Genomic DNA, 23,644 nt, shown 5'->3' with positions numbered 1-23,644 from the left:
CCGCTTGGACGGGTCCGGTCCATGGATCCCATCCGAGGGAGGCGGGGTCAGCGTGTTGTCGGCGGCACGAACGGCAGCAGTGCCTGGGGATTGGCGACGGCACCGAGGCTGACCGCATGATCCAGCGGTTCGCCCAGCAGCAGCCGCCTGATTGGTACCTCAAGCTTCTTGCCGTTGTGGGTGTGGGGAATCTCGGCGATCCGTTCGATGCGGTCGGGCACGTGACGTGGACTCAGCTCGTGACGGATCGTGGTTCGCAACACCTGGGTGAACGCATCGTCGAACACCGCGTCGTCGGCCAGGCAGACGTAGAGGACGAGTTCACCGGGCCGGTCGGCGGTCGAGGTGTCGATGACAAGACTGTCGGTCACACCAGGGGAGCTCTCCACCACCTGATACAGCTCGGCGGTACCGATCCGGATTCCCGCGCGGTTGAGCGTGGCGTCGGATCGGCCGTGTATGCACACGGTTCCGCGGGAGGTGATGCATGCCCAGTCACCGTGGCGCCACACGTCCTCATAGGTCGAGAAGTAGGAGGCCCGCAGCAGCGAACCGTCGTGGTCTCCCCACAGGAAGATCGGCATGGAGGGCATGGGAGCGGTGATCACCAGCTCGCCGACCTTGTCGACGACCTCTTTGCCCTGCTCGTCGAAAGTGGCCACTGCGCAGCCGAGCCCGCGCATGGGGGTCTCTCCGGCATGCACCGGCAGAGTCGGCAGGCCGAGCACGAACGCCGTGCACACTTCCGTCCCGCCGCTGATGGAGGACAGCATCAGGTCGGAGCCGACGGACTCGTAGACCCAGGCGTAGGTCTGCGGGGACAGCGGTGAACCGGTGGACCCCACGGTGCGCACCGCCGAAAGGTCGGCAACCTCGCGGGGGACCGTGCCCGAGCGCGCGCATTCGGCCAGGAAACCCGGGCTTGCTCCGAAACAGGTGACGCGGGCGGCCTCGGCGAGGCGCCAGAGAGCTCCCAGGTCGGGAAACTTCGGGCTCCCGTCGAAAAGCACCACGGTCGCGCCGACGAGCAGGCCGGAGACGAGCAGGTTCCACATCATCCAGCCGGTGCTCGTCACCCACAGGAAGCGGTCGTCCGGCCCGAGGTCGAGATGGAGCACCAACGACTTGAGATGTTCGAGCAGGATGCCGCCATGGCCCTGCACGATCGGTTTGGGCTGTCCGGTCGAACCGGAGGAGTACAGGATCCACAGGGGTGCGTCGAACGGGAGGCGATGGAAGACCGGGATGGCGTCGTCGCACCCGGCTAGCAGGTCGTCCCAGGCCAGGATGGCCGGCAGGCCAGTGGCGCGGGCGCGTTCGAGCGCGTCCGCGGCCAGGTAGGGAACGACGACGGTCGCGCGCAGGTCGGGTAGCCGTTCGGCCACCCTGGCGAGAACACCGAGTGTGTCGAACGACTTCCCACCGTATGTGTAGCCGTCGACGCCGATGAGTACCGCCGGGCGAACCTGGGCGAAACGATCCGCAAGGCCGGTAGGCCCGAAGTCGGGGGAGCAGGACGACCAGATCGCCCCGATCGCGGTGGTGGCAAGCATCGCCACCACCGCGTGGACACAGTTCGGCAGCACGGCGCAGACCCGGTCGCCCGGTCCCACCCCCAGCCGCCGCAGGCCCGCCGTCGTGGCCGCGACCTCGCGGCGCAGTTCGTCCCAGGACACCACGGCCGTGGTGGCGTCCTCGCGGACAGCGATCACCGCGGGTGCCGGGCCGTGTCGGGTGAGGGCGTTCTCGGCGTAGTTCACCCGTGCGGTCGGGAACCACCGGGCGCCCGGCATCCGCGCGTCCACGAGCGCGGGTCCGTCCCCACGTTCGCCCTCGACCGCGCAGAAGTCCCAGATCGAGTTCCAGAAACCGTCGAGATCCTCCACCGACCACTGCCACAGGGTGGTGGCGTCGGTCAGCCGTCGGCCTCGTTCGGCGGCCAGCCACTCGAGATAGGCGGTGACTCCGGCGGTGCGGACCCGTTGCGCGGACGGCGTCCACAACAGCCGTCCCCCGATGTCCGTATTTGCCCCGGTGCCTGATGCAGGTCCGCGTTCGTTGCCGTGTCCAACAGCCACGGAGTCAGACCTTAACGAATCCTGGGCTTGTCCAACGTCTGTGGAAGACCGGAAAACATCACGCCACGTGGCCGTCGCCGGTGTGGTCGCGAAACGACGTAGCGGGTCCGGAACCGTAAAGATCACGGGAGATGCGGCCCGACGTGGGCACGGGACACCGGCCTGCCGGAGGGGTGGTCGATGTGCCCTGGAAATTCGGTGGGGCCGATGTGAACAGGTCGAGCCGGCTACTGTCAGGACATGGGTGGTTCTGCGCGGTCGGACAATCCGGTCTTCGCTTCCATACGCATCGCTGCCTGTTGTGCCACCGCAGTGAGGCTGGTGGCAGTGGAAGGGGCACGGGCGGGCCATAACCATGCCGTGACCATCGCCGCCGGGCTGCACCATGTGATGCGTGACCGTGCGATGCGTGCCACCACTGTCGGTCGAGGGACAGCGCGCATCCCGTCTGGACCGGCACGATCTGGCACATGAGGTGTGTTTCGGACTGTCGACCGACCAGTGATATGCCGACCCACGGTGGGGCGTGACGGTGATCCGACACCTGCAGCCAGCGGTGATCCAGCGCCAGGAGCAGGTGGTGATCTAGTGCCCGAAAACGTCAGAGGTAGGGCCTTGGGAACAACGCTGCCACACCGGCCACAATCTTTTCCCATGACAACCCCGTTCCTTGAGGAGCCTCCTGGACATCCGCAGGCCGGATCGGCGGGTGACCGGACCGCCTGGAACGAGGCCCACCGGGTGAACGGCACCGGCGGCACCGGCACCGGCACCGGCACCGGCGGCACCGGCATGGACGGCGACGGCATGGACGGCGACGACGATGACACGGGTGCTGTCGGGGAAGAGTTCGAAGGAGCGGGCCCGGGGAGCCCACCCGGCGTCCATCAGCCGGTTCATGACCGGCGTGGCGCACATGATCCGACCGGCGCGCCCGGCTGGGCCGGTGTACCGGACCTGACCGGCGCGCTCGCTTCGGTGGAGTCGACCATCGCTTTGCTCGAGGCGCTGTTCGCCCAAGCGCCGGTCGGCTTCGCCTTCTACGACACCCGAGGACACTACCTGCGGGTCAACGACGTCCTGGCCAGGCTGAACGGACGGACGGTCGGCGAGCACATCGGCCGCACCATGCCGGAGCTCCTGGGTGACATCGGTCATGAGATGGACCGCTTGCTGCAGCGGGTGCTCACCACCGGTGATCCTGTGGCCAACCTCGAGGTCAGTGCCGCGACCGGCGGTTCACAACCGTCGCAGATCTGGACGATGAGCTGGTTTCCGGCCACGGACGCCCATGGCGTGCTGCTGGGTGTGGCTCTCGTGGCCACAGATGTCACCAGGATCAGCGACGCTCGTCACCAGCTGGCCCGCGCTGAGGCCCGGTACCGGGCGCTCGCGCAGGCCGGGGACGCGGACGTGTTTCATGCCGGTGCCCGGGGTGCCCTGGACGTGGACATGCCGCGGTGGCGGGCCGTCACCGGCCAGAGCCTCTCGGAGATCGCTGGGGCCGGGTGGCTCGCCGGGGTGCATGCCGAGGACCGTGACCGGGTCGCCGACGCCTGGCGCAAGGCCGTTGAGCAGCGCGCTGTTTTCGATGCCGAGTTCCGGCTCGACGCCGCGGACGGCACGGACCGGCTGCTTGTCATGCGGGTCATTCCTATTACGGAAGGTGATTATCCGCTCGAGTGGATCGGTATCAGCCGTGACGTGACCGAGGTACGTGCCGCTGAGGCGGTCCGCGGTGCGTGGGCGGCTCACGCGCATGGCACGACCGAACGAACCGAACGAACCGAACGGCTTCGCCTGGTCACGGCCGCACTGTCACGTGCGGTCACCATCGACGAGGTCGCCGCCCTGGTGCTGGACGCCGGGCGGCAGGCGTTGGGGGCGAGCGGCCGGGGGGTCGCGCTGGTCGACGAGGCCGACGACTGCCTGCACTTTCGATCTCTGCTCGGCTACCCTCCGCACTTCGTCCACGCGTGGTACGGGATCGGCCTCGGCGCGGTCCATCCGGTGGCGGAGACGGTCCGCAGCGCTCGGCCGCTGTTCCTGTCCGACCGGGAGGAGCTGACCGCGCGGTGGCCTGCGCCCGAACCTGCCGCAAGTCTGTCCGAGATCGACGAGCGTGCCTGGGCGATCCTTCCACTGGCTACCACCGACGCGCCGTTCGGCGTACTGATCTTCGGGTTCCGCGCTCCCCGCGAGTTCTCCGCGGTGGACCGCACGTATCTGACCGCGCTCGCCGACCAGTGTGCCAAGGCGCTGGAGCGGGCAACGCTGTTCGAGCGCGTTCTGGCCGAGGCCCAGTCCAGCCGCCGGGCGGAGGAGACGGCCCGCACGGCCGAGGCTGCCGCCCGGGAAGCCGGCCGTCGCCTCGAGCTGCTCGCCCGGGCGACCGGGGCGGTCGGCAGCGCACTGGAGCCCGAACGCGCGCTGCGGGCGCTCACCGACGTCGTCGTGGGTGAACTCGCTGACTCGTGCGCGGTCTATCTGGTCGAGTCCGGTCTGGTCGGCCCGGATGCCGCCGGCCCGACCGGCGCGCCGGCCGGGCCCCCGATCCTGCGGCGGGCGGTTGCCTCCGTGCGTCCCGGTCTCACCGGGCTGCCGATGCCCCGGGCCCGCATGGGCCAGTGGCCGCAGGACAGCCCGGTCAACCTCGCCGCGCTCACCGGACGTGGTCACATCGCTTCGCTGGAGGGGGCGTCCTGGCTGTCGTCCACCGACATGGCGCGGTGGATGCAGCATGTCGGCGCGCACACCCTCGCCGCCGTGCCGTTGATCCTGCGTGGCCAGGTGGCCGGTGTGGTCAGCCTGATGGCCGCCGGTGACCGGCCGCCGTACACCGAGGCCGATGTCGCCTTTCTCGAGGAGCTCGCCGCCCGTGCGGCGGTCGCGGTCGAACACGCGGAGCTCTACCGGCGTAGTCGAGACACCGCGTTGACCCTGCAGCGCAGCCTGCTCCCACCGACCGTGGTCGAGCCGGAAGGGCTGGAGATCGCAGCCCGCTACGTGCCCGGGGTCGAGGACACCGAGGTCGGCGGGGACTGGTTCGACGTCATCGACCTCGGCGCGGGCCGGGTCGGTCTGGTCATCGGCGACGTCATGGGACGAGGGGTCCGCGCCGCGGCGATCATGGGTCAGCTGCGGACCGCGGTGCGAACCTGCGCGCGCCTGGAGCTGTCGCCGTACGAGGTGCTGACGCTGCTGGACAGCGTTGTCAGCGAGATCGACGAAGGCCAGATCGCAACCTGCATCTACGGCGTTGTCGAGCCGCATACAGGCCTGCTGACGCTTGCGAACGCGGGGCACCCACCGCCGCTGGTGGTGGCACCCGACGGTCTGGTGTCACGGCTGTACATGGAGGTCGGAACCCCGCTCGGTCTCGGCCGTGGTGACGTCAAGGAGTACACGGTCCGGTTGCACCGGGGAGCGTTGCTGGTTCTGTTCACCGACGGGCTGGTGGAAAGCCGGGAACGGGACATCGATGCCGGCGTCTCGGATCTGGCCGCTGTACTCGCCCGTCAGGACGGTTCCCTGGGAAAGCGGGCCGACCAGGCGCTTGAGGCGCTCGGTCGGGACGAGGGCCACGACGACGACGTGGCCCTGCTGCTGGTGGGACTGCCCGACACCGACTCGGGCGGGGCGACCCGCTACGCAGACATCGCGGTGCCCGACGGGCCGGCCGGCCTCGGCGAGGCCCGAGGGCGTGCCTACGACCTGCTGACGAGGTGGTGGGTGGACGCCGACACGACCGATTCCGTGGTCCTGCTGATGTCGGAGCTCGTCACGAACGCGCTGGTGCACGGCAGATCCCCGCTGTCCGTGCGACTGCGCCGGACCGGCTCCCGGGTGATTGTGGAGGTGTCCGACTGTGACCCGCGGCTGCCCCGGCGCCGTCACGCCGACTTCGACGACGAAGGCGGCCGTGGTCTTGAGCTGGTTTCGCTCATCGCGTCTCGCTGGGGGACTCGATCGGTCGGTGACGGCAAGGTCGTGTGGGCGGAGATTGCCGCGCCGCCGCTGTCGTGAAGGCTCGCCTGTCGTGAAGGTTCGCGTCGACTGAACCGGTGGTCACCGGGCCGGTCCGCGTCGCGACCGGCCGCACAGCGGCAAACCCTCGTCCTCGCGGCAGAATGCGCAGGAATTCCACTGCGCGGTCCAGGCGAAGGACACCCGGAAGGCAGCCGCGCGTGCTGCCCGCACGCCGAAGGCGCAGTACCATCCGTGGACGTTCTGAGAAGTCGGTCACCTCCCGATGGACACACCATCCCGGTCAGCTCCGTGTCGGGACAGGGCGCGTAACGTGAGGCCCGTGACAGACGTGGTGTTGCGCCTGGACGCGGTAACTGTTGTGCGGGACGGCGCGACGCTCCTTTCCGACATCCACTGGACTGTTGCCGACGGTGAACGCTGGGTCATTCTCGGGCCGAACGGCGCCGGGAAGACAACCTTGCTCCAGGTCGCGGCGAGTCGGGTTTTCCCGACTCGAGGAACGGTCGACCTGCTCGGTGGTCGACTCGGCGAGGTTGACGTGTTCGACGTCCGTAGTCGGGTTGGCCTGGTGAGTTCGGTGGTGGCGGACCTCCTTCCCGTCGCCGAACGCGTCCTCGACGTGGTCATGACGGCCGCGTGGGCTGTGGTCGGGCGGGCCGGTGAAAAATATTCCGATGACGACCTGCGGCGGGCCTACGATCTTCTCACGCAGGTCGGGTGCCGGAATCTCGTCGAGCGGCGATACGGCACTTTGTCCGAAGGCGAGCGCAAACGCGTCCAGATCGCGCGTGCGCTGATGACCGACCCCGAGCTACTGCTGATGGACGAACCGGCGGCCGGGCTCGATCTGGGGGCCCGTGAGGCCCTGCTGGCGCGTCTGACCCGACTGGTCGCGGATCCACTGTCGCCGGTGACCGTCATGGTCAGCCACCATGTGGAGGAAATCCCGCCGGGTGTGACCCATGCGCTGCTCCTGCGTGCCGGTCGTGTGGTTGTGGCCGGGCCCGTCGAGACGGTCCTGACCGGTCCGTCGCTGTCGGCGTGTTTCGGCATTCCCCTTGAGGTCGGTGCCGGCGCCGGTCGGTTCTCCGCGCGCCTGATGCCAGTCTTCCAGCATCGAGGGCGTACCACGCCGTCCGTCTAACCGTTGTTGTCGAGGAGAGCCCACAGCCACCCCGGCCCCGCTGTGGCCGCGCCCACGGCGTGGACACGGCCACGAAGCTCGCGGTCGGCGGTGATGACGAGAACAGCACCACGCTGCCGCCGGACAGCCTCGATGGCCGCCTCGACGACCGCGTCGTCGCCCGATCCGGGGGCGTGGACGACAACGAGCCTGCCGGTGCGTGGGCCGGTGCGTGGGCCGGTGTGGGTGTCGGGGTCCGGGCCCGCGACAATTCCCGCCCGGGCCGCGCCTTCGAGCACCAGGACCACCTGAGCGGGCAGGTCGCCCCGGTCCGCGGTCCGCGACGCGGACACGCCCGAGCACATCTTGGACAAGCGCTTGTGGAGGCGTAAGGCAGCGGCTGCGCGATCGCGCCACCATCCGTCCGGACGTGCCCCTATCACATTTGCCGCATCGACGATCCATGTCCGCTCATCCACCGTGGCTCCTCGCTCTACTACCAGACCGTGAATCGGATGAGCGCATCCGCGGCCCATAGTGGTGTATGAGATTCGCGATCGCGGGATCCTTGATGGCGTTGCGTGGTGCTCACTGCCGCCGTCCGGACCGTGACGTCCTTGTCTGCGCAGACCACCGGCGTTTCGGATCGGAAGTCGTGATTCGGCGACAACTCATGATCAAAATTTATCCTGACAGTGGCCTCCGACGCTTTGGCTAGACGTGACTCACGTCTACCTGAGGGGTGTTGTGTGGTGTCGATGACGCGGTGGACGGCATGTCGCAGGCGATGGCAGTCGCGCGTGTCCGAACCAGCCGTTACAGTTCTTCCTGATGACGTGGTAATACTAGTCTCGAAGAGTTCCGCGGTTCGTTGACCTGAAGGAGAGTGGCATGGCGCAGAAGACCATCGTGTCGTTGATTGACGATCTCGATGGACACGAGGCTGATGAGACTGTTCGGTTCGGACTGGACGGTGCTTCGTACGAGATCGATCTGTCCGAGAAGAACGCCACCAAGCTGCGTGAGTCGTTGGCTCCGTTCGTTGGGGCGGCGCGTCGGTCTGGTGGCCGGGCAACTGCCGCCCGCCGCGGGCAGCGTGGTGCTTCTCGTCGTACCGGGGGCACCGACCGTACCGCCGACATTCGTGAGTGGGCGCGAGCCAACGGTTACACCGTCAGTGACCGTGGTCGTATCGCCTCCAACATCGTTGAGGCGTACGACAAGGCTCACTGAGTGGCTCTCGGTCGCATTCGTCCAGTTGCCCGAATCCCACGCGATCACGACTGTTTTCGCGTGGTCGCAGGCCCGCGGGACCTGTTGCGACCGAGCGGTGGACCATGGAGCGGGGGTTCAGTCGTACGGTGGTACCGGCACGAAGAGGCCGATCCTCTGGTTGGTGCCACTTGCGGCCAATTTGGGGCATGTGGCAGTGCTGTTTTCTGGGCGACAGGTTGCGGACCCGCAACCTGTCGCCCAGGTCATGTCGTGACTCAGTTGCTCAGCTGTCGGGCCATCCAGTTTTCCACCCCGGGCCGGGCCCGGGGAAGTGCCGCTGACAGGTTGCGGTGGCCCTGGGTGGTGACGAGAATATCGTCCTCAATCCGCACCCCGATCCCACGCAGCTCCGGAGGCACCGTAATGTCGTCGGGCTGGAAGTACAGTCCCGGCTCAACCGTCAGCACCATCCCCGCCGTGAGTGGGCCGTCGCGGTAAGCTTCGTCGCGGGCGTGGGCGCAGTCGTGGACGTCGAGACCCAACATGTGTGACGTGGAGTGCAGGGTATACCTGCGATGCAGGCCCGCGTTCGGTGCTTCGGGGTCTTCCGCGAGGGACTCCTCAACGCTCACCGGAAGCAGTCCCCAGTCGTGCAGCGCCTCAGTTATCACCCGCATTGCCGCCCGGTGCGGATCGAGGAACTTTGCGCCCGGTCGCACCGTTTCGATTCCGGCCTGCTGAGCCGCATGGACCACGTCGTACACCTGACGCTGCACGTCGCTGAAATGTCCGTCCACGGGAAGCGTGCGTGTGATGTCGGCGGTGTAAAGCGAGCGGGACTCCACGCCCATGTCGAGCAGCGCGAGGTCGCCGGGCCGTACCGGCCCGTCGTCACGAACCCAGTGCAAAGTCGTGGCGTGGTGGCCACAGGCGACGATGGAGCCGTACCCGACGTCGTTGCCCTCGACCCGGGCGCGGCGCCAGAACGTACCTTCCAGCCACCGTTCGCCGTTGGGCAGTGTCATTGCGTGGCTCATCTCACGCACGCACTCGGAAAAGCCCAGGACGGTCGCGGCGACCGCCTCCTCCAGCATGGCCGTTTCGTAGTCGTCCTTGACCAGCCGCAGCTCGGAGAGGGCCTGGGCCAGTTCCACGTCCCGGTCGACCGTGGTGGGCGTGGACGTCTGTCGCTCGCCCGGGACGTAACGCAGGACCTGGCGGTCCACCCGCTCGTCCTGGCCGCGTACCACCCGGGTCGTCGCCGGTGACAGCCGGGCCAGTGCGTCGGTGAGCGCGCCGAGCGGGCGGCACTCGATCTCGAGAGCCGTCGATCTCTCCCGCACCCCTGCACGCGGTCCCACCCACAGTTCGCCGTAGCGCCGGTCGGTGTAGAAGGCCGGGGTGGAACGGTCCGAGCGGTCGGCGACATACAGGACGGCGTCGTGGTCGCCACCGGGGTTCGGATGAAGAATCACCACGGCGTCCGGCTCGTGACAACCGGTCAGCCAGAAAAAATCGCTTCCCGGCCGGAACGGGTAATCGGTGTCATTTGCTCGCACCTTGAGTCCGCCGCTGGGCACCACCAGCGTCTCGGCCGGGAATCGTGAGCTCAGTAGCGCGCGCCGCTTGGCCGCGTACTGCGCCACATCGTCACAGGCCGGCGTCATCGCGGCGGTGGGAGCCCATCCGGTGGCCATGAATCGACGGAAGGCGGACGGTGGCTGCTGGTCGTGGCTGGCCTGTCCTTCACCCGAAGCCGACTGCGTGGTGGACGACATGACGACCGGGGCGCGCTCGGGAACGGTCTCACCGGTGTGGATCGCGGTTTGACTATCTGCGACGGTTGGCCGTTCGGATCTGTCGGGAGAAGGCGGAGATCCGCCCGGGTGCGTACTCATGGTTCCAACGGTAGGCCGCGGCGCTCCGTGGCGGGTAGCGTCCCAGGAGTGCCTACGTCACCGGGTCCTATGGATGGTCTTCTTGTTGTCGATCTCACCCGGGTATTGGCCGGGCCGTTGTCCACACTGATGCTTGCCGATCTCGGGGCGAGGGTCATCAAGGTGGAGCGTCCCAGGCACGGGGATGACTCCCGCTCCTACGGCCCGTTCCTGGACGACCGGTCGCTGTACTTCGCGCGGGTGAACCGCGGCAAACAGTCGATCGCGCTCGATCTGAAGGATCCGGACGATCACGCGACGTTACTTTCCATCATCGACCGTGCCGACGTGCTCGTGGAGAACTTCCGTCCCGGCGTGATGGACCGGCTGGGTCTCGGCTGGGACACGTTGTCACAACGTAATCCTCGGTTGGTTTATGTGAGCGTCTCGGGCTTCGGGCAGACCGGTCCGTGGCGAAACCGACCCGCCTACGACGCGGTCGTGCAGGCGGCCACCGGGATTATGTCGATCACCGGTTCGCCGGACGGCGAACCGGTGAAGCCCGGCGTCCCGATCGCGGATCTTGCTGCCGGTCTGTATGCTTTCGGCGCGATCGGGGCCGCATTGTACGGACGGACGACCACCGGCCGCGGTACCCATATCGACATCGCCATGTTCGACGCCACACTGTCGTTGCTCGAAGGCGCGGCGTTGTCCTATCTGGCGACCGGCGACACCCCGCCGCGCATTGGTAACGCACATTACTCGATCGCGCCGTTCGACACGTTCGCCTGCGCGGATCGCAACATTGTGATCTGTGCCGCGAACGACGGCCTCTTTGCCGGGTTGTGTCATGCCTTGGATCGCCCGGATCTCAGCGTGGATCCACGGTTCGTCACCAACAGTGCCCGGCTGGAAGGCCGGGACGCGTTCAAACGGGAAGCGGAGAAGACCCTTCGCACCCGGCCGGCTGCGCATTGGCTGAAGGTGCTGCAGGAGGCGGGCATACCCTGTGGTCCCATCAACAACGTGGCTGAGGCGGTCTCCTCTGACCAGGCTGCTTTCCGTGACATGGTGGTCGATGCCGGTGGCCTTCCCCTGCCCGGGAATCCGGTGAAGATGGCGGACTGGCCGCAGACCTCCCAGCGGCCGCCCGAACCGGAACTCGACGCGGACGGCCCCGCGATCCGAGCAGAGTTCGGCTGATCCGACGGTGTCAGCGACGATCACAGGCGTCCTGGGGACGACACCCGGGGCCGGGAACATTCCGGTGGCTACCGGACGTCGACAGGGATGGCGACCGGTGTCAGCGGGTCTGCAAGGTTCGGTCGCGTTCTGGTGCCGTGGCGCTGCGGTGGACGAGGGGACGTGGTCATGACGTGGCCTCCGGACGGGCCTGGGCGACCTGACAGGGGGTGGTCTCCGGACGGGCCCGGACGGCCGCCTGGTACGGGTTGGCCTCCGGACGCGCCCGGGCGAGCTGGCAGACAGTGGCCCCCGGACGGGGTCCCCGGATGGCATCAGCCGCAGGGGCCGTCTCCTGACCCGCAGCCCGACCCGTTACGGCCACGACGATCCACCCGGCGCCGCATGGTCACCGGGGTGGCGGCGCTGGTGTCCGTCCTCGTGCTGACCGTGTCTAATGGTGGGTGGTTGACCCTGCGCTACTACGACAACAAGGTCAGCCGTGTTCCGTTAACCTTTCCCACCACCGACCGGCGACCGGGTGGGGCCGGCGGCGGCACCCGTAACATTCTTCTCGTGGGCTCGGACAGCCGCGCCGGCACGTCCGGGGAGTTCGGTGAGGTCGAGGGCCAGCGATCGGACACCACGATCCTCGCTCACCTGGACGCGGACGGCTCCACCACGCTCGCCTCGTTCCCACGGGACCTGTGGGTGACGATCCCCGCCTACACCGATTCCACCGGCCGCGGTCACGCCGCGCAGAAGTCGAAGCTCAACGCCGCGTTCGCACTGGGTGGACCGTCCCTGCTGGTGCGGACCATCGAGGGTCTGACAAAGATTCGTGTCGACCACTACCTGCAGATCGACTTCGTCGGCTTCCAGCGGATGACCGACGCTCTCGGCGGGGTGACCGTGTGCGTGAAACCGCTGCCCGGTGGGAGCACGAGCAACCTCAACGACAAGATGTCGGGGTGGCACGGCCACGTGGGTGACAACAGGCTCAACGGCGAGCAGGCGCTGGCCTTCGTCCGCCAGCGGTACGGCCTGCCCGAAGGTGACCTCGACCGGATCCGGCGTCAGCAACAGTTCATCGGAGTGATCTTCCGAGCGGCGACCTCCACCGCAACGGTGACCAACCCGGTCAGGTTGGGGTCCTTGCTGGACGCGGCCACGTCGTCGGTCACCGTCGACACCGGCACCTCCCTGACCGACCTGCAGCCGCTTGCTGTCCGGCTGCGCGGTGTCGGCACCGGAGGCGTCCGGTTCGAGACCGTCCCGGCGTCGCCCGGTCAGGCCGGCGGCCAGTCCGTGCTTCTCATCGACCCGAACAAGCTGGCGGCCTTCCTGGCCGGCCTCTCCGGCCCGCGACCGTCCGCGAGCGCCATGCCCTTGGGTGCCGTGCCCGTGGATGCTGCCGTGCTCCTGCCCGGTGGGCCGGCCATCACCCTGGTGGCCGCCACGGCTGCGGCTGGGACTCCCGCCGGGGCTCCCGCGGTGACCACGGCCGCGGCCGGTGCCACCGGGGGATCGTGTACCTACTGAGCCTTTGGCCTACCTACTGCTGGATCTTCGGTGTACCTGCCGGCTCCTGAGGCCGTTGCCGAGGCCGTTTTCCAAGCCGTCGCCACCGGCGGGAGCGCGGGAATGGCAGGGCGGTGTGGGTGGGGGATGGCAGGACGTCGTCCACGGGCGGCTGGGTGCGCTCGTTCTGCTCGTCGATGGAGGCGTTCAGTTCGGCGCCGAGCAGTACGGCCAGGGCCGTGATGTAGAAGAACAGCAGTGCGGCCACAGGCGCCGCCACCGAGCCGTAGATCAGCTCGTTGCCGAAGACCATCTCCAGATAGAGCCGCAGCAGGTAGCTGCCCACGTTCCAGACCACCATGGCCAGCAGCGCACCGGGCAGCGCCCGCAGCCACGGGCGCCGGGACGGCAACGACAGGTGGTACAGCGAGGTCAGCATCGCCAGGGAGAGGGCGGCGACCACCGGCCAGAACAGGACCTTCAGCAGCCAGCCGACGAGATGGTGGCGATCGGCGTCCAGCAGCTCGGAGATCAGGCTCGGTCCGAGGACGAGCGCGGGCAGCAGGATCACCCCGCTGGTCACCTGAGCTATGTAGAGTCGTAGCGCCAGTAGCCGACTGCGTACAGCTGATCGCAGCTGCCGCTGTCCGTAGGCGATCGTGATGGTGTTGACGTAGGTTGCCATGGCCGACGACCCGGTCCACAGTGACAGCAGGAAGCCGATCGAGATCACGTCCGGACGTCCGTGGGTCAGGATCTCGTTGATCGTCGGGCGAACCACGTCGTCGACGACCGAGGGCGTCAGCAGGTCGTCGGCGGTGTTCAGCAGGCTCTGGCGGATGTTGTCGACGGCGTCCGCGCCGACGGCGTCCCCGACGTAGCCGATCGTGCCGAGGATCGCCAGTAGTAAGGGAGGCAGTGACAGCAACTGCCAGAAGCCGGCTTCGGCCGCGAGGCCGAGCACGCGGTCGCGCCACGCGCCAGCGGCGGTCCGGCGGGCGAGAGTGAAAGCACGCATCGACACCCGTCTGAGCGAGGCGGTCACTGCCGTCGAAGTCCGGGTTGCTGGAATCCGGACTGGCGATGGTGCAAGGCTCGGTAACGGAGCGGCAGCAGGGTGAGTCAGATCAGGTGACCGCGACGTATCGGACGCAGAACCAGGTGCCTGTAGCACCGCGGACAGCAACCTGTTCGCCAACCACACGGGACCCACGGTACGGCCTCGGGTCTGGAGCATCTTCGGTGGTCGTCGGTTGACCCTGAACTGACCCTGTCGACTGCCATCAATGTTACCGACCGTATTGGAACAGATAGCGGAGGCATGTCGCCGGTCGACGTTCCATGCCTCCGGACTACGTCAAAACGCCCCCGCTGACAACGCTTCATCGTGTCCGCGGGGGGTTCGCCGGGCGTGTGTTTGTCGCCGAGCAGCAGTCGGTCAGGGGGAGATGGTCAGTTTGTCGGTTTCGTCATGATACTCAGCGGCCACGGCCCGCAGCTTCGAGTCGTGGGACTTGGCGTGGTGTCGGCAGAACAGCAGTTCGCCGCCACCGGGAAGCACGACCCGCACATACGCCTGCGCGCCGCACCGGTCGCACCGGTCGAGGTTGGTCAGCGTCGGTTTGGTAGTGGTTCCAGTCACACCATCTTCAACAGTCTTCGTCGGGATTTGGTTCCGCCCCGGCAGTGTGACGGTTCCCTCAGGGCCGAGTTGGTGGGAGTTGTGGCGAAGGGCCGTCGTCGGATGCCCGATCATGCCGGCTGCCAGCTGACTGGGAGAAACAGGCGCAGACAGGGCTGTCACCGTCGGTCACGGACGGCGTGCACCAAAGACGATGTCGTCCCAGGCGGGCACGGGTTTGCGGTTCTTGCGGCCGCCGGAGCCGCGTTCTGGTGTCCGGCCGGCGGCACCTGCACGCCCGCGGGGTGCCGTCGATGCCCGTGCGGCCGTGTCGGCTGCGTCAGCGGCGTCGGTGATGTCGGTGATGTCGGCGGCGTCGATGCCGTCGTCAACACCCGTCGCCGGCTCGGGAGCCGCCGTGGCCTGCGGATGTGAACCGGATACGGCGGACGCCCGCGGCGCGGGTGCGGCCGGTCGCTCGGCACCGGCCGGTGCCGGACCAGCCGGTACCGGTTCCGGCGCGATCGATCCGGACACCGTCGGAGCCGGGGTGTCCACCCCGATGACTGGCACGTCCTGAATCGGCCGGGCGTCGCGCGCGCCGACCACCTCGACCGTGACGGAGGCGACAGGCGCGACGGGCACTGGGTTCTGTGGCTCGGCTGTCCTGGTCAACGGGGCTGCCGGAGCCGGTGGGCGGATGACCGGCGCTTCGCTGCGGGCTGCCGGCCGTGGCAGCCCGTGTGTCCGCCCCCGGGCCGCGGCCGGCTGGATCGGGGTGGGCGGCGGTGCGGCCGCCACCGTGGGCAGTGACGCCGACAGCGGGGCGCTCGTGGCATCGGAGGGGACCTGCATCTCGTGCACGGTGGCAGGCTCCTGCACGAGAGTCAGCGCGGGGCCGGCGGGACGCGCGAAGACCGGTTGCGGGGGTGGCTGCGAGGCGGTGGGTTCGATCGGCGCCTCCGGAGCCACCAGCGCCCGGGCCGCGTCGTCATGCGGACGGACGCGGCGTACCACCGGGTCCCAGGTCCAGCGCGCGCACCGGCTCTCCGAGGTGAGCTGCACCAGCCAGATCCCGTCCACCCGGCGCCAGGCGTCCCACTGCGCGCTCTCCGGGTCGTCCTGCACGGCCAGCAGCCGCGCGTCCACGACCTCGCCGAGGGGGCGACCGGGTGCGCCGCCGGGGTCCTTCGGCAGCAGTGCGGCCCGCGCCTCCTGCACCACCCGGGCCCGTTCGGCCAACACCGGGCCCTCGTAGCGTTCCACCCGTTCGACCGGGATGCCGGCGACCCGCGCGACTTCCGCGGTGGTCTCGCCGGCCCGGAGGCGGGCCTGGATCTCCCGGGGGGTCAGCGCGCTTTCCTGGCGCACCTCGTTGCGTCGTGCGCCGCGCAACGTGGCCCGAAGCCGGTCGTCGACCGGCACTCGGAACTTCTCCGCGTCGGGTCCGCCAGCGGTATCGGCGAGTACGAGGTAGCCGCCGTCCTCGCTGAGCGCGACCGCCCGCAGCTCACGCATGGCGCCTCCTCATCGGCGTGGTCCGAGTCTGCCACAGCGCGTTCGGTGACGATAGGTACTCGGGCTATCGAACCCGCCGTTCATGCCTACAACCACACCTTGCCATCGGCGCACCCGCGGTGTCTCACCTTGCCGAGTCGACACGCTCTGTCGGAGTTGCCGGCATGGCGACAGCATCCACTTTTTTTACGGTGAGTGACATTAACATTACTTTTAGGGGCGCCGGCCCCCGGGGGGGCGGGTGGCGGGCGGACGCCGGCGAGGGGATCGTGTCGTCACTTTCGGGCGGGTCTGATCGCTGGCCCCGGCGAACAGGGCCGCGCCGACGATTCCGGCCTCGTTCTGCAGCTGCGCTGGCACGATCTTCGTGCCTACCTCGAGACGATCGAGAAAACGATCAGCTTTGCGGCTGGCGCCGCCGCCGATGATAATAAGGTCCGGCCACAGCAGCGCCTCGAGCGCACTCAGATAGCGGGTGACGCGCTTCGCCCACTTCTCCCAGGAAAGATCTTCGCGTTCGCGGGCCGCCTCGGACGCCTTCGTCTCCGCGTCGTGACCGCCGATCTCCAGATGACCGAGTTCGGTGTTGGGAACGAGCTGTCCGTGAAGAAACACCGCCGTGCCGATACCGGTGCCGAAAGTCGTCATGACGACGACACCGCCGACGTCCCGACCGGCTCCGAAGGCCATCTCGGCGACGCCCGCGGCATCGGCGTCGTTGATCACGGCAACGCCGCCCGGCAGTACCGATCCGAGCGTCGCCGCGACGTCGGTGCCCACCCAGCTCGGGTCGATGTTGGCCGCGGTCCTGGCCACACCGCCCTTGATGACGGCGGGAAAAGCAGCCCCGACCGGACCCGTCCAGCCGAAGTGCGCCACGACTTCCGCGACGGTCTTGGTTATGGCCGCCGGTTGCGCCGGTTGTGGCGTTGGTAGCCGGAAGCGGGGTGCGGCGAGCGTTCCCTCGTCGATGTCGACGGGTGCACCCTTGATACCGGTACCGCCGATGTCGACACCGAAGACCTGCATTTCGCCTGTGTCCTCCTGTTACCACCGGCCGACGCCGATATGCCCAGACGCGGTACCTGCCATGCGCGGTGCGCACCGTACCGTCGGGACCGCCCTGCCAACCCCGTGCCCACTCCACCATAGATCAGCACACGTCGCCGGCCCATCCGAGTGTGACACCGATATTCGGGGGCATCCGGTCGCGGGCGCCCGCCGGAGGCGGGATCGAGGACGATCTTTCCGGGCCACCCGGCCTAAGCTGCCACCCGACCTAAGCTGTGGCGATGATGAGCTTGCGCGATTCCCTCGGTCGGGTAGCCACGGATCTTCGGGTTTCACTGACCGACCGCTGCAACTTACGGTGTTCCTACTGCATGCCTGCCGAAGGTCTGGCGTGGTTGCCGCGGGAGGAGATCCTGACCGATGACGAGGTCGTCCGGTTGGTGCGGATCGCGGTGACCCGGCTGGGTGTCAACGAGGTCAGACTGACCGGCGGTGAGCCGACAGTGCGGCCGCGTCTGGTCGACATCGTCGCTCGCCTGGCAGATCTGCGGCCCCGCCCCCAGCTGTCAATGACGACCAATGGCACCTCACTCGTCCGCATGGCCCCGGCGTTGCGCGCGGCGGGTCTGGACCGGGTGAACGTCTCCCTTGACACATTGCGAAACGATCGTTATTTAGCGCTCACACATCGGGATCGGCTCGGTGACGCGCAGGCGGGGCTGGCCGCCGCGGCCGCCACTGGGATGGCACCGGTGAAGGTCAACGCGGTGCTCGTCCGCGGCGTCAACGACGACGAGGCAGCCTCCCTGCTGCGGTGGTGCCTGCAACGGGGCTACTTTCTGCGCTTCATCGAGCAGATGCCGCTTGACCCCCAGCACTCCTGGGACCGGGGTGCCATGGTCACCGGGGCGGAGATCCTCGCCAGGCTGCGCAGTGAATTCACCCTGTCGCTGCTGCCTGGTCGGGGCAGCGCACCCGCCGAGCTGTTCACCGTCGACGGCGGGTGGGGCACGGTAGGGGTGATCGGCTCAGTGACCGCCCCCTTCTGCGCAGCCTGTGACCGGGTCCGGCTCACCGCTGACGGGCAGGTCCGGTCCTGCCTGTTCGCTCGGGAGGAAACCGACCTGCGTACCCCTATGCGAGCCGGGGCCGACGACGCACAGTTGGCGGCGTTGTGGGCGCGGGCGGTCCGTGGCAAGCGGGCCGGGCACGGCATCGACGGTCCGGCGTTCGTCCAGCCGGCGCGGCCGATGTCGGCGATCGGTGGATGAGCGATCCATGGATGAGCTGGGACGCGCTGGTGCTTGCCGGCGGCTCGGCCCGAAGGCTTGGCGGGGTGGACAAACCGGCGGTTACCATCGGTAATCAGACCCTGCTCGAACGCGTCCTGGCCGCAGTGGATGATGCCCGTGGCGTGGTCGTGGTCGGACCCCGACGTCCTGTCGCGGTGGCGCGCCGCATCGTCTGGACACGCGAGCAACCGCCTGGCGGGGGACCGGTCGCAGCCCTGGCCGCCGGCCTGGAGCTGGTAGGCGCACCGTTGGTGGCCGTGCTTGCCGCCGATCTTCCGTTCGTGACGGCGGAGACCCTCGGCGCGCTCGTGCGGGCCGCCGGCGGATGCGATCATGACGGTTCCCATCCCGCGCCCGGCGGCCGGGCCGTCGACAACGTCGACAGTGTCGACAACGATGCCGTGCAGGGTGCCATGCTGGTCGACCCGGCGGGTCGCCGGCAGTACCTGACCGGTGTGTGGCGGACGTCGGCGCTGCTGGCGCGGCTACCAGCGGTCACCTCCGGCGTCCCGCTGAGGTCGGTCCTGACCGACCTGCGGGTGCGGATGCTGTCCGCTGACGCGCGTACCACCCTGGACTGTGACGAGCCGTCGGACGTCGAACAGGCGCGGCGCTGGGCCAGGATGGCCGGATGAGTCCTCTTGACGACTGGGTGGTCGACGCGGCCGGTGCGCTCGACCTCGACCCGGCACTCCTTGACGTCCACGGCGTTCTGGATCTCGCTCGTGACGTGGCGCACACCATCGCGCGGCCCGCGGCTCCCCTGACCGCCTTCCTCGTCGGCCTCGCGGCAGGATGCAACGGCGGTGATCCGCAGGCGGTCCGGCTGGCCACCGAAAAGGTGCTCGCTCTTGTCGCGGCCCGCACACGCACTGATGGCTAACGCATCCAGGCCGGGTTGTCCTCCAGCAGCGCTCGCATGTCGATGACCATCGTCTGCATGGTGAGTGGGTCGTCCAGCCCCAGACCACCCGGGGCGGACAGGGGCAGCACGTCGTCCGCGGCCGGCGCCGGGCCACGGTTCGCCCCGCGGCCCGGTTTGCCCACCGGTGGGTCAGGCGGCGGCAGGCGTGGCAGCGCAGTCGTGGCAGCGTCGGGGTCGACGCCGCTGGGGCCGAAGGCGTGGCCAGGATCCAAGGCAGAATGATCATGTTTTTCGCGTGCCGCTGGGAAGCCCTCGCGTGCCGCTGGGAAGCCGAGGGGCTCGGCTCCTGCCCGTGCCTGTGACCGGGCCCGCGTCGTGACGATCGCCTGGTCCAGCCCGCCAAGCCCGGCGATCACCACGAACCCCGGCAGCGCGAAGATCGCCGGTCGCCATGCGGTCAGCGCCACGAGAGCGAACACGATCACGATCGTGAATGCTCCGATCGTGTGGCGTTGCACGGGTGGCAGCGCCGGAACCTTTCGACCATGTCGGTAGTGCGCCACGGGCTCGAGTGTGCCTCTCTCGGACGAACCAGCCAAAGCCCGGCCTCGACGAACCCATTCCTCTACCGGCCGTAAGCAGAGCAGGGTGGGGCGGAAGCGGACGCCGGTGTCGGCGCGTCGGCGAACAATGACCGGAGACCCTGGGCGCCGGCGTCAGCATGGGCCTCGATCGTCCATGCGATCATCGCGCGCTCCCGGTTGTTGCGGGCGGAGGCCAGGCGCTCGGCGTCCTGCCAGGCGTTCTCCCGAGCGGCGACCAGCGTCGGTATGAGACCTTCGCGATCGAGCCCGAGCAAGGCCGCCACCTCGTCGGGCAGCGAGCCCAGTGGAGTCCTTGCCTGCGCGAGCAGGGAGACCGTCACCCCTGCCAGGATCTCGTTGATCCGGTCGTGGTCGCCCTTGTGGCTGCTTCCGTCGGGGCCGACCAGGCCCATGTCGGCAAGGACGAACGGAAGGTCACGGGTGATGTGCGCGTGCATGCCGAGTATCAGGTCACCGGCGGGGGGGACCGCGGGCGTCGAGGCTGCCGCAAAGGCTGTCCGCCACACCGGTGGCACGCCGGCCTGCCCGCCGGTGGACCACCCGTCGAACGCCCGGAAGTAGTACTCGGCGAACCGCGCGGCCTCGGCGTGGACCCAGGCAGGGTCGGCGAAGTAGCCCGGTGTCGCGGCCGCGTCGCGGAACGCCTCGGTCGTGCGCAGGTAGACGAGGGCGAAGAGCGCCCTGGGATCGCAGTGGTCTTCCAGCGGCCGGAGTCGGTTACGCATTGTGTTCAACGTTTCGTCTGTGCACGTTGCCGAACCGGTTGTGCAGGGTGATGGAAACACCCGTTCTGCCTGCTGTGCTCCGTCGCGGACGGCCGGCGTCGCGGCCCAGGCGGGCATAGCAGTGATCAGCAGGCCCGCCGTCAGAGATATCATGACTGCGGTGCGTAGCCGGCTCATGAGTCTCATAGTAGCCTTGTGGCTACTTGAAGTATTTACAATCCGGCAGCGAGTCGCGATACTGCTGCGCTATGTCCCTCAATGGTCACACTTCGAGTGAGGTGGCTACGCTGTGCGGTTCTCGGCGTTGTCAGGGTGCTGGTGGTGAATCCGCTCGCCATGGCCTGGTCGAGGACGGTCCGGCAGGCCGAAACCCCGCCGGCCCCGGGGAGCGCGCCGGCCCTTCGACCACAGCGGGCCTTCCGGCCACGGCGGACAGTACCGCTCAGGACATTCTCGGCAGCTTGACCGAGATCGTCTTCCGGACCGATGCCCAGGGCCGCTGGACCTACCTCAACCCCGCGTGGACGACGGTGACGGGCTTCGACGTCGCATCCTGCCTGGGCAAGCACTTCCTCGACTACGTGCACCCGGAGGAACGCGAACGCACGGTGGCGCTGTTCATGGCTGTGGTGGCCGGCGGCGCCGACCACTGTCACCACGTGACGCGCTATCGGACCCGCGGTGGGTCCTACCGCCGCGTCGAGATTCGCGCCAACCTGCTGCGCGGGCCGGACGGCCAGGTCACGGGCAACCTGGGGACGATCGTCGATGTGACCCGCGGTCACATCGACGCCGAGACGGTCGGCGAGCACACGGCGTTGCTGGAGCTCGTCTCCGACAGCGCCCCAGCCGACGATCTTCCGGTGGGCATCCTGTTCTTCGACCGTGCCTTCGGAGTCCGCCGCGCGTCGCCGGTCGTGGACCGTCTGATCGATGATCATCTGCGGCTCGGTGAGCCGTTGGAGCGGCTGGCCGGACTGCTCAGGCCGCACGGTGAGGGGGTTGCGCTGGAGGGCGAGTGGGGGCTGGTCGCGACGGCGATCAGGACCGAGCGGCCGCAACACGCCGATCTGAGCCTCCTCGCCCGGCCTGTGGGTACTTTGCCGCCGGCTGCCGCTGGTCCCGCGACTGCCGCCGGGTATGCGCGGGAGCGGGCGTTGCGGGTCTCGGTGATCCCCAACCTCGGTGGGTCCGAGGAGCTGCTGGCCATGGTGCTGCAGGACGTGACGGACCTGCGACAGGCCGAACGGCGACAGGCTGCTGTCGCCCAGCTCGGTCAGCGCGCACTGTACGGGACGACGATCTCCAGCCTCCTGCGGGAGGCCACTCAGGTGGTGCGCGACACCCTGAGCCTGCCGCACTGCGAGGTGCTGGAACCCGCCGCGCAGGATGATTCGATCATCGCTGCGGCCCTGGCCGCGGACAGCCCGGTGGTCGTCGACCACAGCGCGACGCCCTTGGGCGTGCTGTTGCGGGGTGCGTCCACGGCCTCCGGCGGCACCGATGCGGCCGGCGGTGTCGCCGCCCGCATCGGAGCGCCCGGTCGAAGCTTCGGGGTGTTGGTGGCGTACACGACGCATCCACGGGAGTTCGCCGCGGACGAGGCGGATTTCGTCCAGTCGGTCGCCAACGTCCTGGCGGCGGCGATCGAACGCCACGGCGCCGAGCGGGAAGTCCGGCACCAGGCCCTGCACGACCCGCTGACCGGCCTGGCCAACCGGGTTCTCCTGCATGACAGGATCTCCCAGGCGCTGCGGGAGGTCCAGGCCGAAGACGGCCAGCTCGCTTTGCTGCTCATGGATCTCGACCGGTTCAAGGAGATCAACGATACGTTGGGTCACAGCGTGGGCGACGACGTGCTGCGCGAGGTCGCAGCGCGGCTGGGACATGCCACGCGGCATACCGACACGATCGCCCGCCTCGGCGGGGACGAGTTCGCGATCCTGCTTCCGTCGACGCCAGGGGGTGTCGCTGACGCGCTGGCGGTCGCGAACTCCGTCCGGGCGGTGCTGGCCGAGCGCATCGACGTCGGCTCCCTGCCACTGCACGTGGACGGCAGCATCGGGATCACGGTCGCTCCCGGTGACGGGCGCGATCCCGGGACGCTGGTGCGGTGCGCGGACGTGGCCATGTACCGGGCGAAGCAGCTGTCGCTCGGCGTCGCCGTCTACGCCCCTGAGACCGACCAGAACCGTCGGGAGCGTCTCGAGCTGCTCGGTGGGCTGCGTTCGGCGATCGCGGGCGGTCAGCTCGTCCTGCACTATCAACCCAAGGTGGACCTGCGTACCGGCCGGACCACGGCGGTCGAGGCGTTGGTCCGCTGGCAGCACCCCGCCCACGGGCTGGTCGAGCCGGGCCGCTTCGTCCCCTTTGCCGAGCAGAGCAACCTGGTCAAGCCGCTGACCCGCCGGGTGCTCATGCTCGCCCTCGACCAGGCGCGATCATGGTGGGACGCGGGAAGGCTGCTGCCGGTCGCGGTGAACGTCTCGGCCCGGATGCTGCACGACGCGGAACTGATCTCGACCGTGCGGGCGGAGCTGGACCGGACTGGCATGCCGCCCCAGGCTCTCGAACTCGAGCTCACCGAGAGTGCGGTCATGCTGAACACGCGCAACGCGATGAACGTCATCACCGAGTTACGCGGTGAGGGAATCCGGATCTCCGTGGACGACTTCGGGACGGGATACTCGTCCCTGGCCTACCTACGGGACCTTCCCGTCCACGATCTCAAGATTGACAAATCGTTCGTGGTCAATGTGGCGCACCGCACAAAGGACTTCTCGATCGTCCGGTCGATCATCGATCTTGCCCACAATCTCGATCTTCGAGTGGTTGCCGAAGGCATCGAGTCGAGCGAAGTCTGTAGCTTGCTGCGTGACCTCGGTTGTGACGAGGGGCAGGGTTTCTACCTCGGCTACCCGGTGCCGCCCGCGGATCTTGTGGCCTAGCGGGTCGGGAGACCGGGTCTGGGGGCCACTGAGGTTCGAGGAGGGGTTCAAGGGGTCAGGGGGTCAAGGG

General features: G+C 68.5%; 18 protein-coding genes. 9 read left to right on the top strand and 9 right to left on the bottom strand.

Annotated features, from left to right (window positions below; all coding sequences use genetic code 11):
- Positions 1-47: 47 nt before the first annotated feature.
- The gene (locus tag CV1CTNOD_RS18955) at positions 48-2,078 is read right to left on the bottom strand and encodes an acetoacetate--CoA ligase (protein WP_131787358.1); all 2,031 of its coding nucleotides are present in this window, start codon (positions 2,076-2,078) and stop codon (positions 48-50) included.
- A gap of 654 nt (positions 2,079-2,732) precedes the next feature.
- Between CV1CTNOD_RS18955 and CV1CTNOD_RS18950 the strand changes: the two genes are divergently transcribed.
- Entirely contained in the window at positions 2,733-6,104 is a 3,372-nt protein-coding gene (locus tag CV1CTNOD_RS18950) for a SpoIIE family protein phosphatase (protein ID WP_242606826.1), read from the top strand.
- A gap of 283 nt (positions 6,105-6,387) precedes the next feature.
- Positions 6,388-7,212: an ABC transporter ATP-binding protein gene (locus CV1CTNOD_RS18945; protein ID WP_131787357.1), complete on the top strand. Its 825-nt coding sequence runs from the start codon at positions 6,388-6,390 to the stop codon at positions 7,210-7,212.
- On the opposite strand, the gene CV1CTNOD_RS18940 is transcribed toward CV1CTNOD_RS18945, so the two are convergent.
- Positions 7,209-7,544 carry a hypothetical protein gene (locus CV1CTNOD_RS18940; protein ID WP_242606825.1) on the bottom strand — a complete coding sequence of 112 codons (336 nt, stop codon included), beginning with the start codon at positions 7,542-7,544 and terminating at the stop codon, positions 7,209-7,211. The two genes, CV1CTNOD_RS18945 and CV1CTNOD_RS18940, sit on opposite strands and share 4 nt — an antisense overlap.
- A 538-nt stretch (positions 7,545-8,082) precedes the next feature.
- Here CV1CTNOD_RS18940 and CV1CTNOD_RS18935 point away from each other — a divergent pair.
- Positions 8,083-8,424, top strand: coding sequence for a histone-like nucleoid-structuring protein Lsr2 (locus CV1CTNOD_RS18935; protein ID WP_013874753.1), 342 nt, complete (start codon positions 8,083-8,085; stop codon positions 8,422-8,424).
- A gap of 257 nt (positions 8,425-8,681) precedes the next feature.
- Here the strand turns inward: CV1CTNOD_RS18935 and CV1CTNOD_RS18930 are convergent, their stop codons facing one another.
- Complete coding sequence (locus CV1CTNOD_RS18930) at positions 8,682-10,103, bottom strand: aminopeptidase P family protein (protein ID WP_131787392.1); 1,422 nt, start codon at positions 10,101-10,103, stop codon at positions 8,682-8,684.
- Between the two features lie 270 nt (positions 10,104-10,373).
- On the opposite strand from CV1CTNOD_RS18930, the gene CV1CTNOD_RS18925 reads away from it, so the two are divergent.
- Positions 10,374-11,489 (top strand): CaiB/BaiF CoA transferase family protein, encoded by a 1,116-nt coding sequence (locus CV1CTNOD_RS18925; RefSeq protein WP_131787355.1) that lies wholly within the window; start codon positions 10,374-10,376, stop codon positions 11,487-11,489.
- Positions 11,490-11,873: 384 nt separating this feature from the next.
- Positions 11,874-13,010, top strand: coding sequence for an LCP family protein (locus CV1CTNOD_RS18920; RefSeq protein ID WP_347402961.1), 1,137 nt, complete (start codon positions 11,874-11,876; stop codon positions 13,008-13,010).
- A gap of 13 nt (positions 13,011-13,023) precedes the next feature.
- Here CV1CTNOD_RS18920 and CV1CTNOD_RS18915 read toward each other — a convergent pair whose 3' ends face one another.
- The 4 genes from CV1CTNOD_RS18915 to ppgK all read right to left on the bottom strand — a co-directional run bounded on the left by CV1CTNOD_RS18915 (position 13,024) and on the right by ppgK (position 17,157).
- The gene (locus CV1CTNOD_RS18915) at positions 13,024-14,007 is read right to left on the bottom strand and encodes a YihY/virulence factor BrkB family protein (protein ID WP_242606824.1); all 984 of its coding nucleotides are present in this window, start codon (positions 14,005-14,007) and stop codon (positions 13,024-13,026) included.
- A 420-nt stretch (positions 14,008-14,427) separates the two neighbouring features.
- Positions 14,428-14,631 carry a DUF7455 domain-containing protein gene (locus tag CV1CTNOD_RS18910; RefSeq protein ID WP_131768226.1) on the bottom strand — a complete coding sequence of 68 codons (204 nt, stop codon included), beginning with the start codon at positions 14,629-14,631 and terminating at the stop codon, positions 14,428-14,430.
- A gap of 168 nt (positions 14,632-14,799) precedes the next feature.
- Positions 14,800-16,128 carry a septation protein SepH gene (sepH, locus tag CV1CTNOD_RS18905; protein WP_131787353.1) on the bottom strand — a complete coding sequence of 443 codons (1,329 nt, stop codon included), beginning with the start codon at positions 16,126-16,128 and terminating at the stop codon, positions 14,800-14,802.
- Positions 16,129-16,341: 213 nt separating this feature from the next.
- Positions 16,342-17,157: a polyphosphate--glucose phosphotransferase gene (gene ppgK / locus CV1CTNOD_RS18900; RefSeq protein ID WP_131787352.1), complete on the bottom strand. Its 816-nt coding sequence runs from the start codon at positions 17,155-17,157 to the stop codon at positions 16,342-16,344.
- A 266-nt stretch (positions 17,158-17,423) separates the two neighbouring features.
- Between ppgK and moaA the strand changes: the two genes are divergently transcribed.
- Genes moaA through CV1CTNOD_RS18885 form a run of 3 tightly spaced genes read left to right on the top strand, consistent with a single transcriptional unit; the run spans position 17,424 to position 19,314 of the window.
- On the top strand, positions 17,424-18,410 hold the full coding sequence (gene moaA, locus CV1CTNOD_RS18895) for a GTP 3',8-cyclase MoaA (RefSeq protein WP_131787390.1): 987 nt from the start codon (positions 17,424-17,426) through the stop codon (positions 18,408-18,410).
- On the top strand, positions 18,407-19,066 hold the full coding sequence (gene mobA / locus CV1CTNOD_RS18890; RefSeq protein WP_131787351.1) for a molybdenum cofactor guanylyltransferase: 660 nt from the start codon (positions 18,407-18,409) through the stop codon (positions 19,064-19,066). The genes moaA and mobA overlap by 4 nt, the downstream gene beginning before the upstream one ends.
- Complete coding sequence (locus tag CV1CTNOD_RS18885) at positions 19,063-19,314, top strand: DUF6457 domain-containing protein (protein ID WP_131787350.1); 252 nt, start codon at positions 19,063-19,065, stop codon at positions 19,312-19,314. The genes mobA and CV1CTNOD_RS18885 overlap by 4 nt, the downstream gene beginning before the upstream one ends.
- Here CV1CTNOD_RS18885 and CV1CTNOD_RS18880 read toward each other — a convergent pair.
- Together CV1CTNOD_RS18880 and CV1CTNOD_RS18875 are read right to left on the bottom strand one after the other, a co-directional pair.
- Positions 19,311-19,814 (bottom strand): hypothetical protein, encoded by a 504-nt coding sequence (locus tag CV1CTNOD_RS18880; protein ID WP_165485625.1) that lies wholly within the window; start codon positions 19,812-19,814, stop codon positions 19,311-19,313. The two genes, CV1CTNOD_RS18885 and CV1CTNOD_RS18880, sit on opposite strands and share 4 nt — an antisense overlap.
- A 107-nt stretch (positions 19,815-19,921) precedes the next feature.
- On the bottom strand, positions 19,922-20,743 hold the full coding sequence (locus tag CV1CTNOD_RS18875) for a DUF5995 family protein (RefSeq protein WP_278043941.1): 822 nt from the start codon (positions 20,741-20,743) through the stop codon (positions 19,922-19,924).
- 344 nt (positions 20,744-21,087) lie between these two features.
- On the opposite strand from CV1CTNOD_RS18875, the gene CV1CTNOD_RS18870 reads away from it, so the two are divergent.
- Positions 21,088-23,574 (top strand): sensor domain-containing protein, encoded by a 2,487-nt coding sequence (locus CV1CTNOD_RS18870; RefSeq protein ID WP_165485626.1) that lies wholly within the window; start codon positions 21,088-21,090, stop codon positions 23,572-23,574.
- The last annotated feature ends 70 nt before the right edge of the window (positions 23,575-23,644 follow it).

It is taken from the genome of Protofrankia symbiont of Coriaria ruscifolia, assembly GCF_900634745.1.
GTDB classification, from domain to species: Bacteria; Actinomycetota; Actinomycetes; order Frankiales; family Frankiaceae; genus Protofrankia; species Protofrankia californiensis.
The sequence above is the reverse complement of the archived record's forward strand: the minus strand, read 5'-3'. Positions and strand labels throughout refer to the sequence as shown.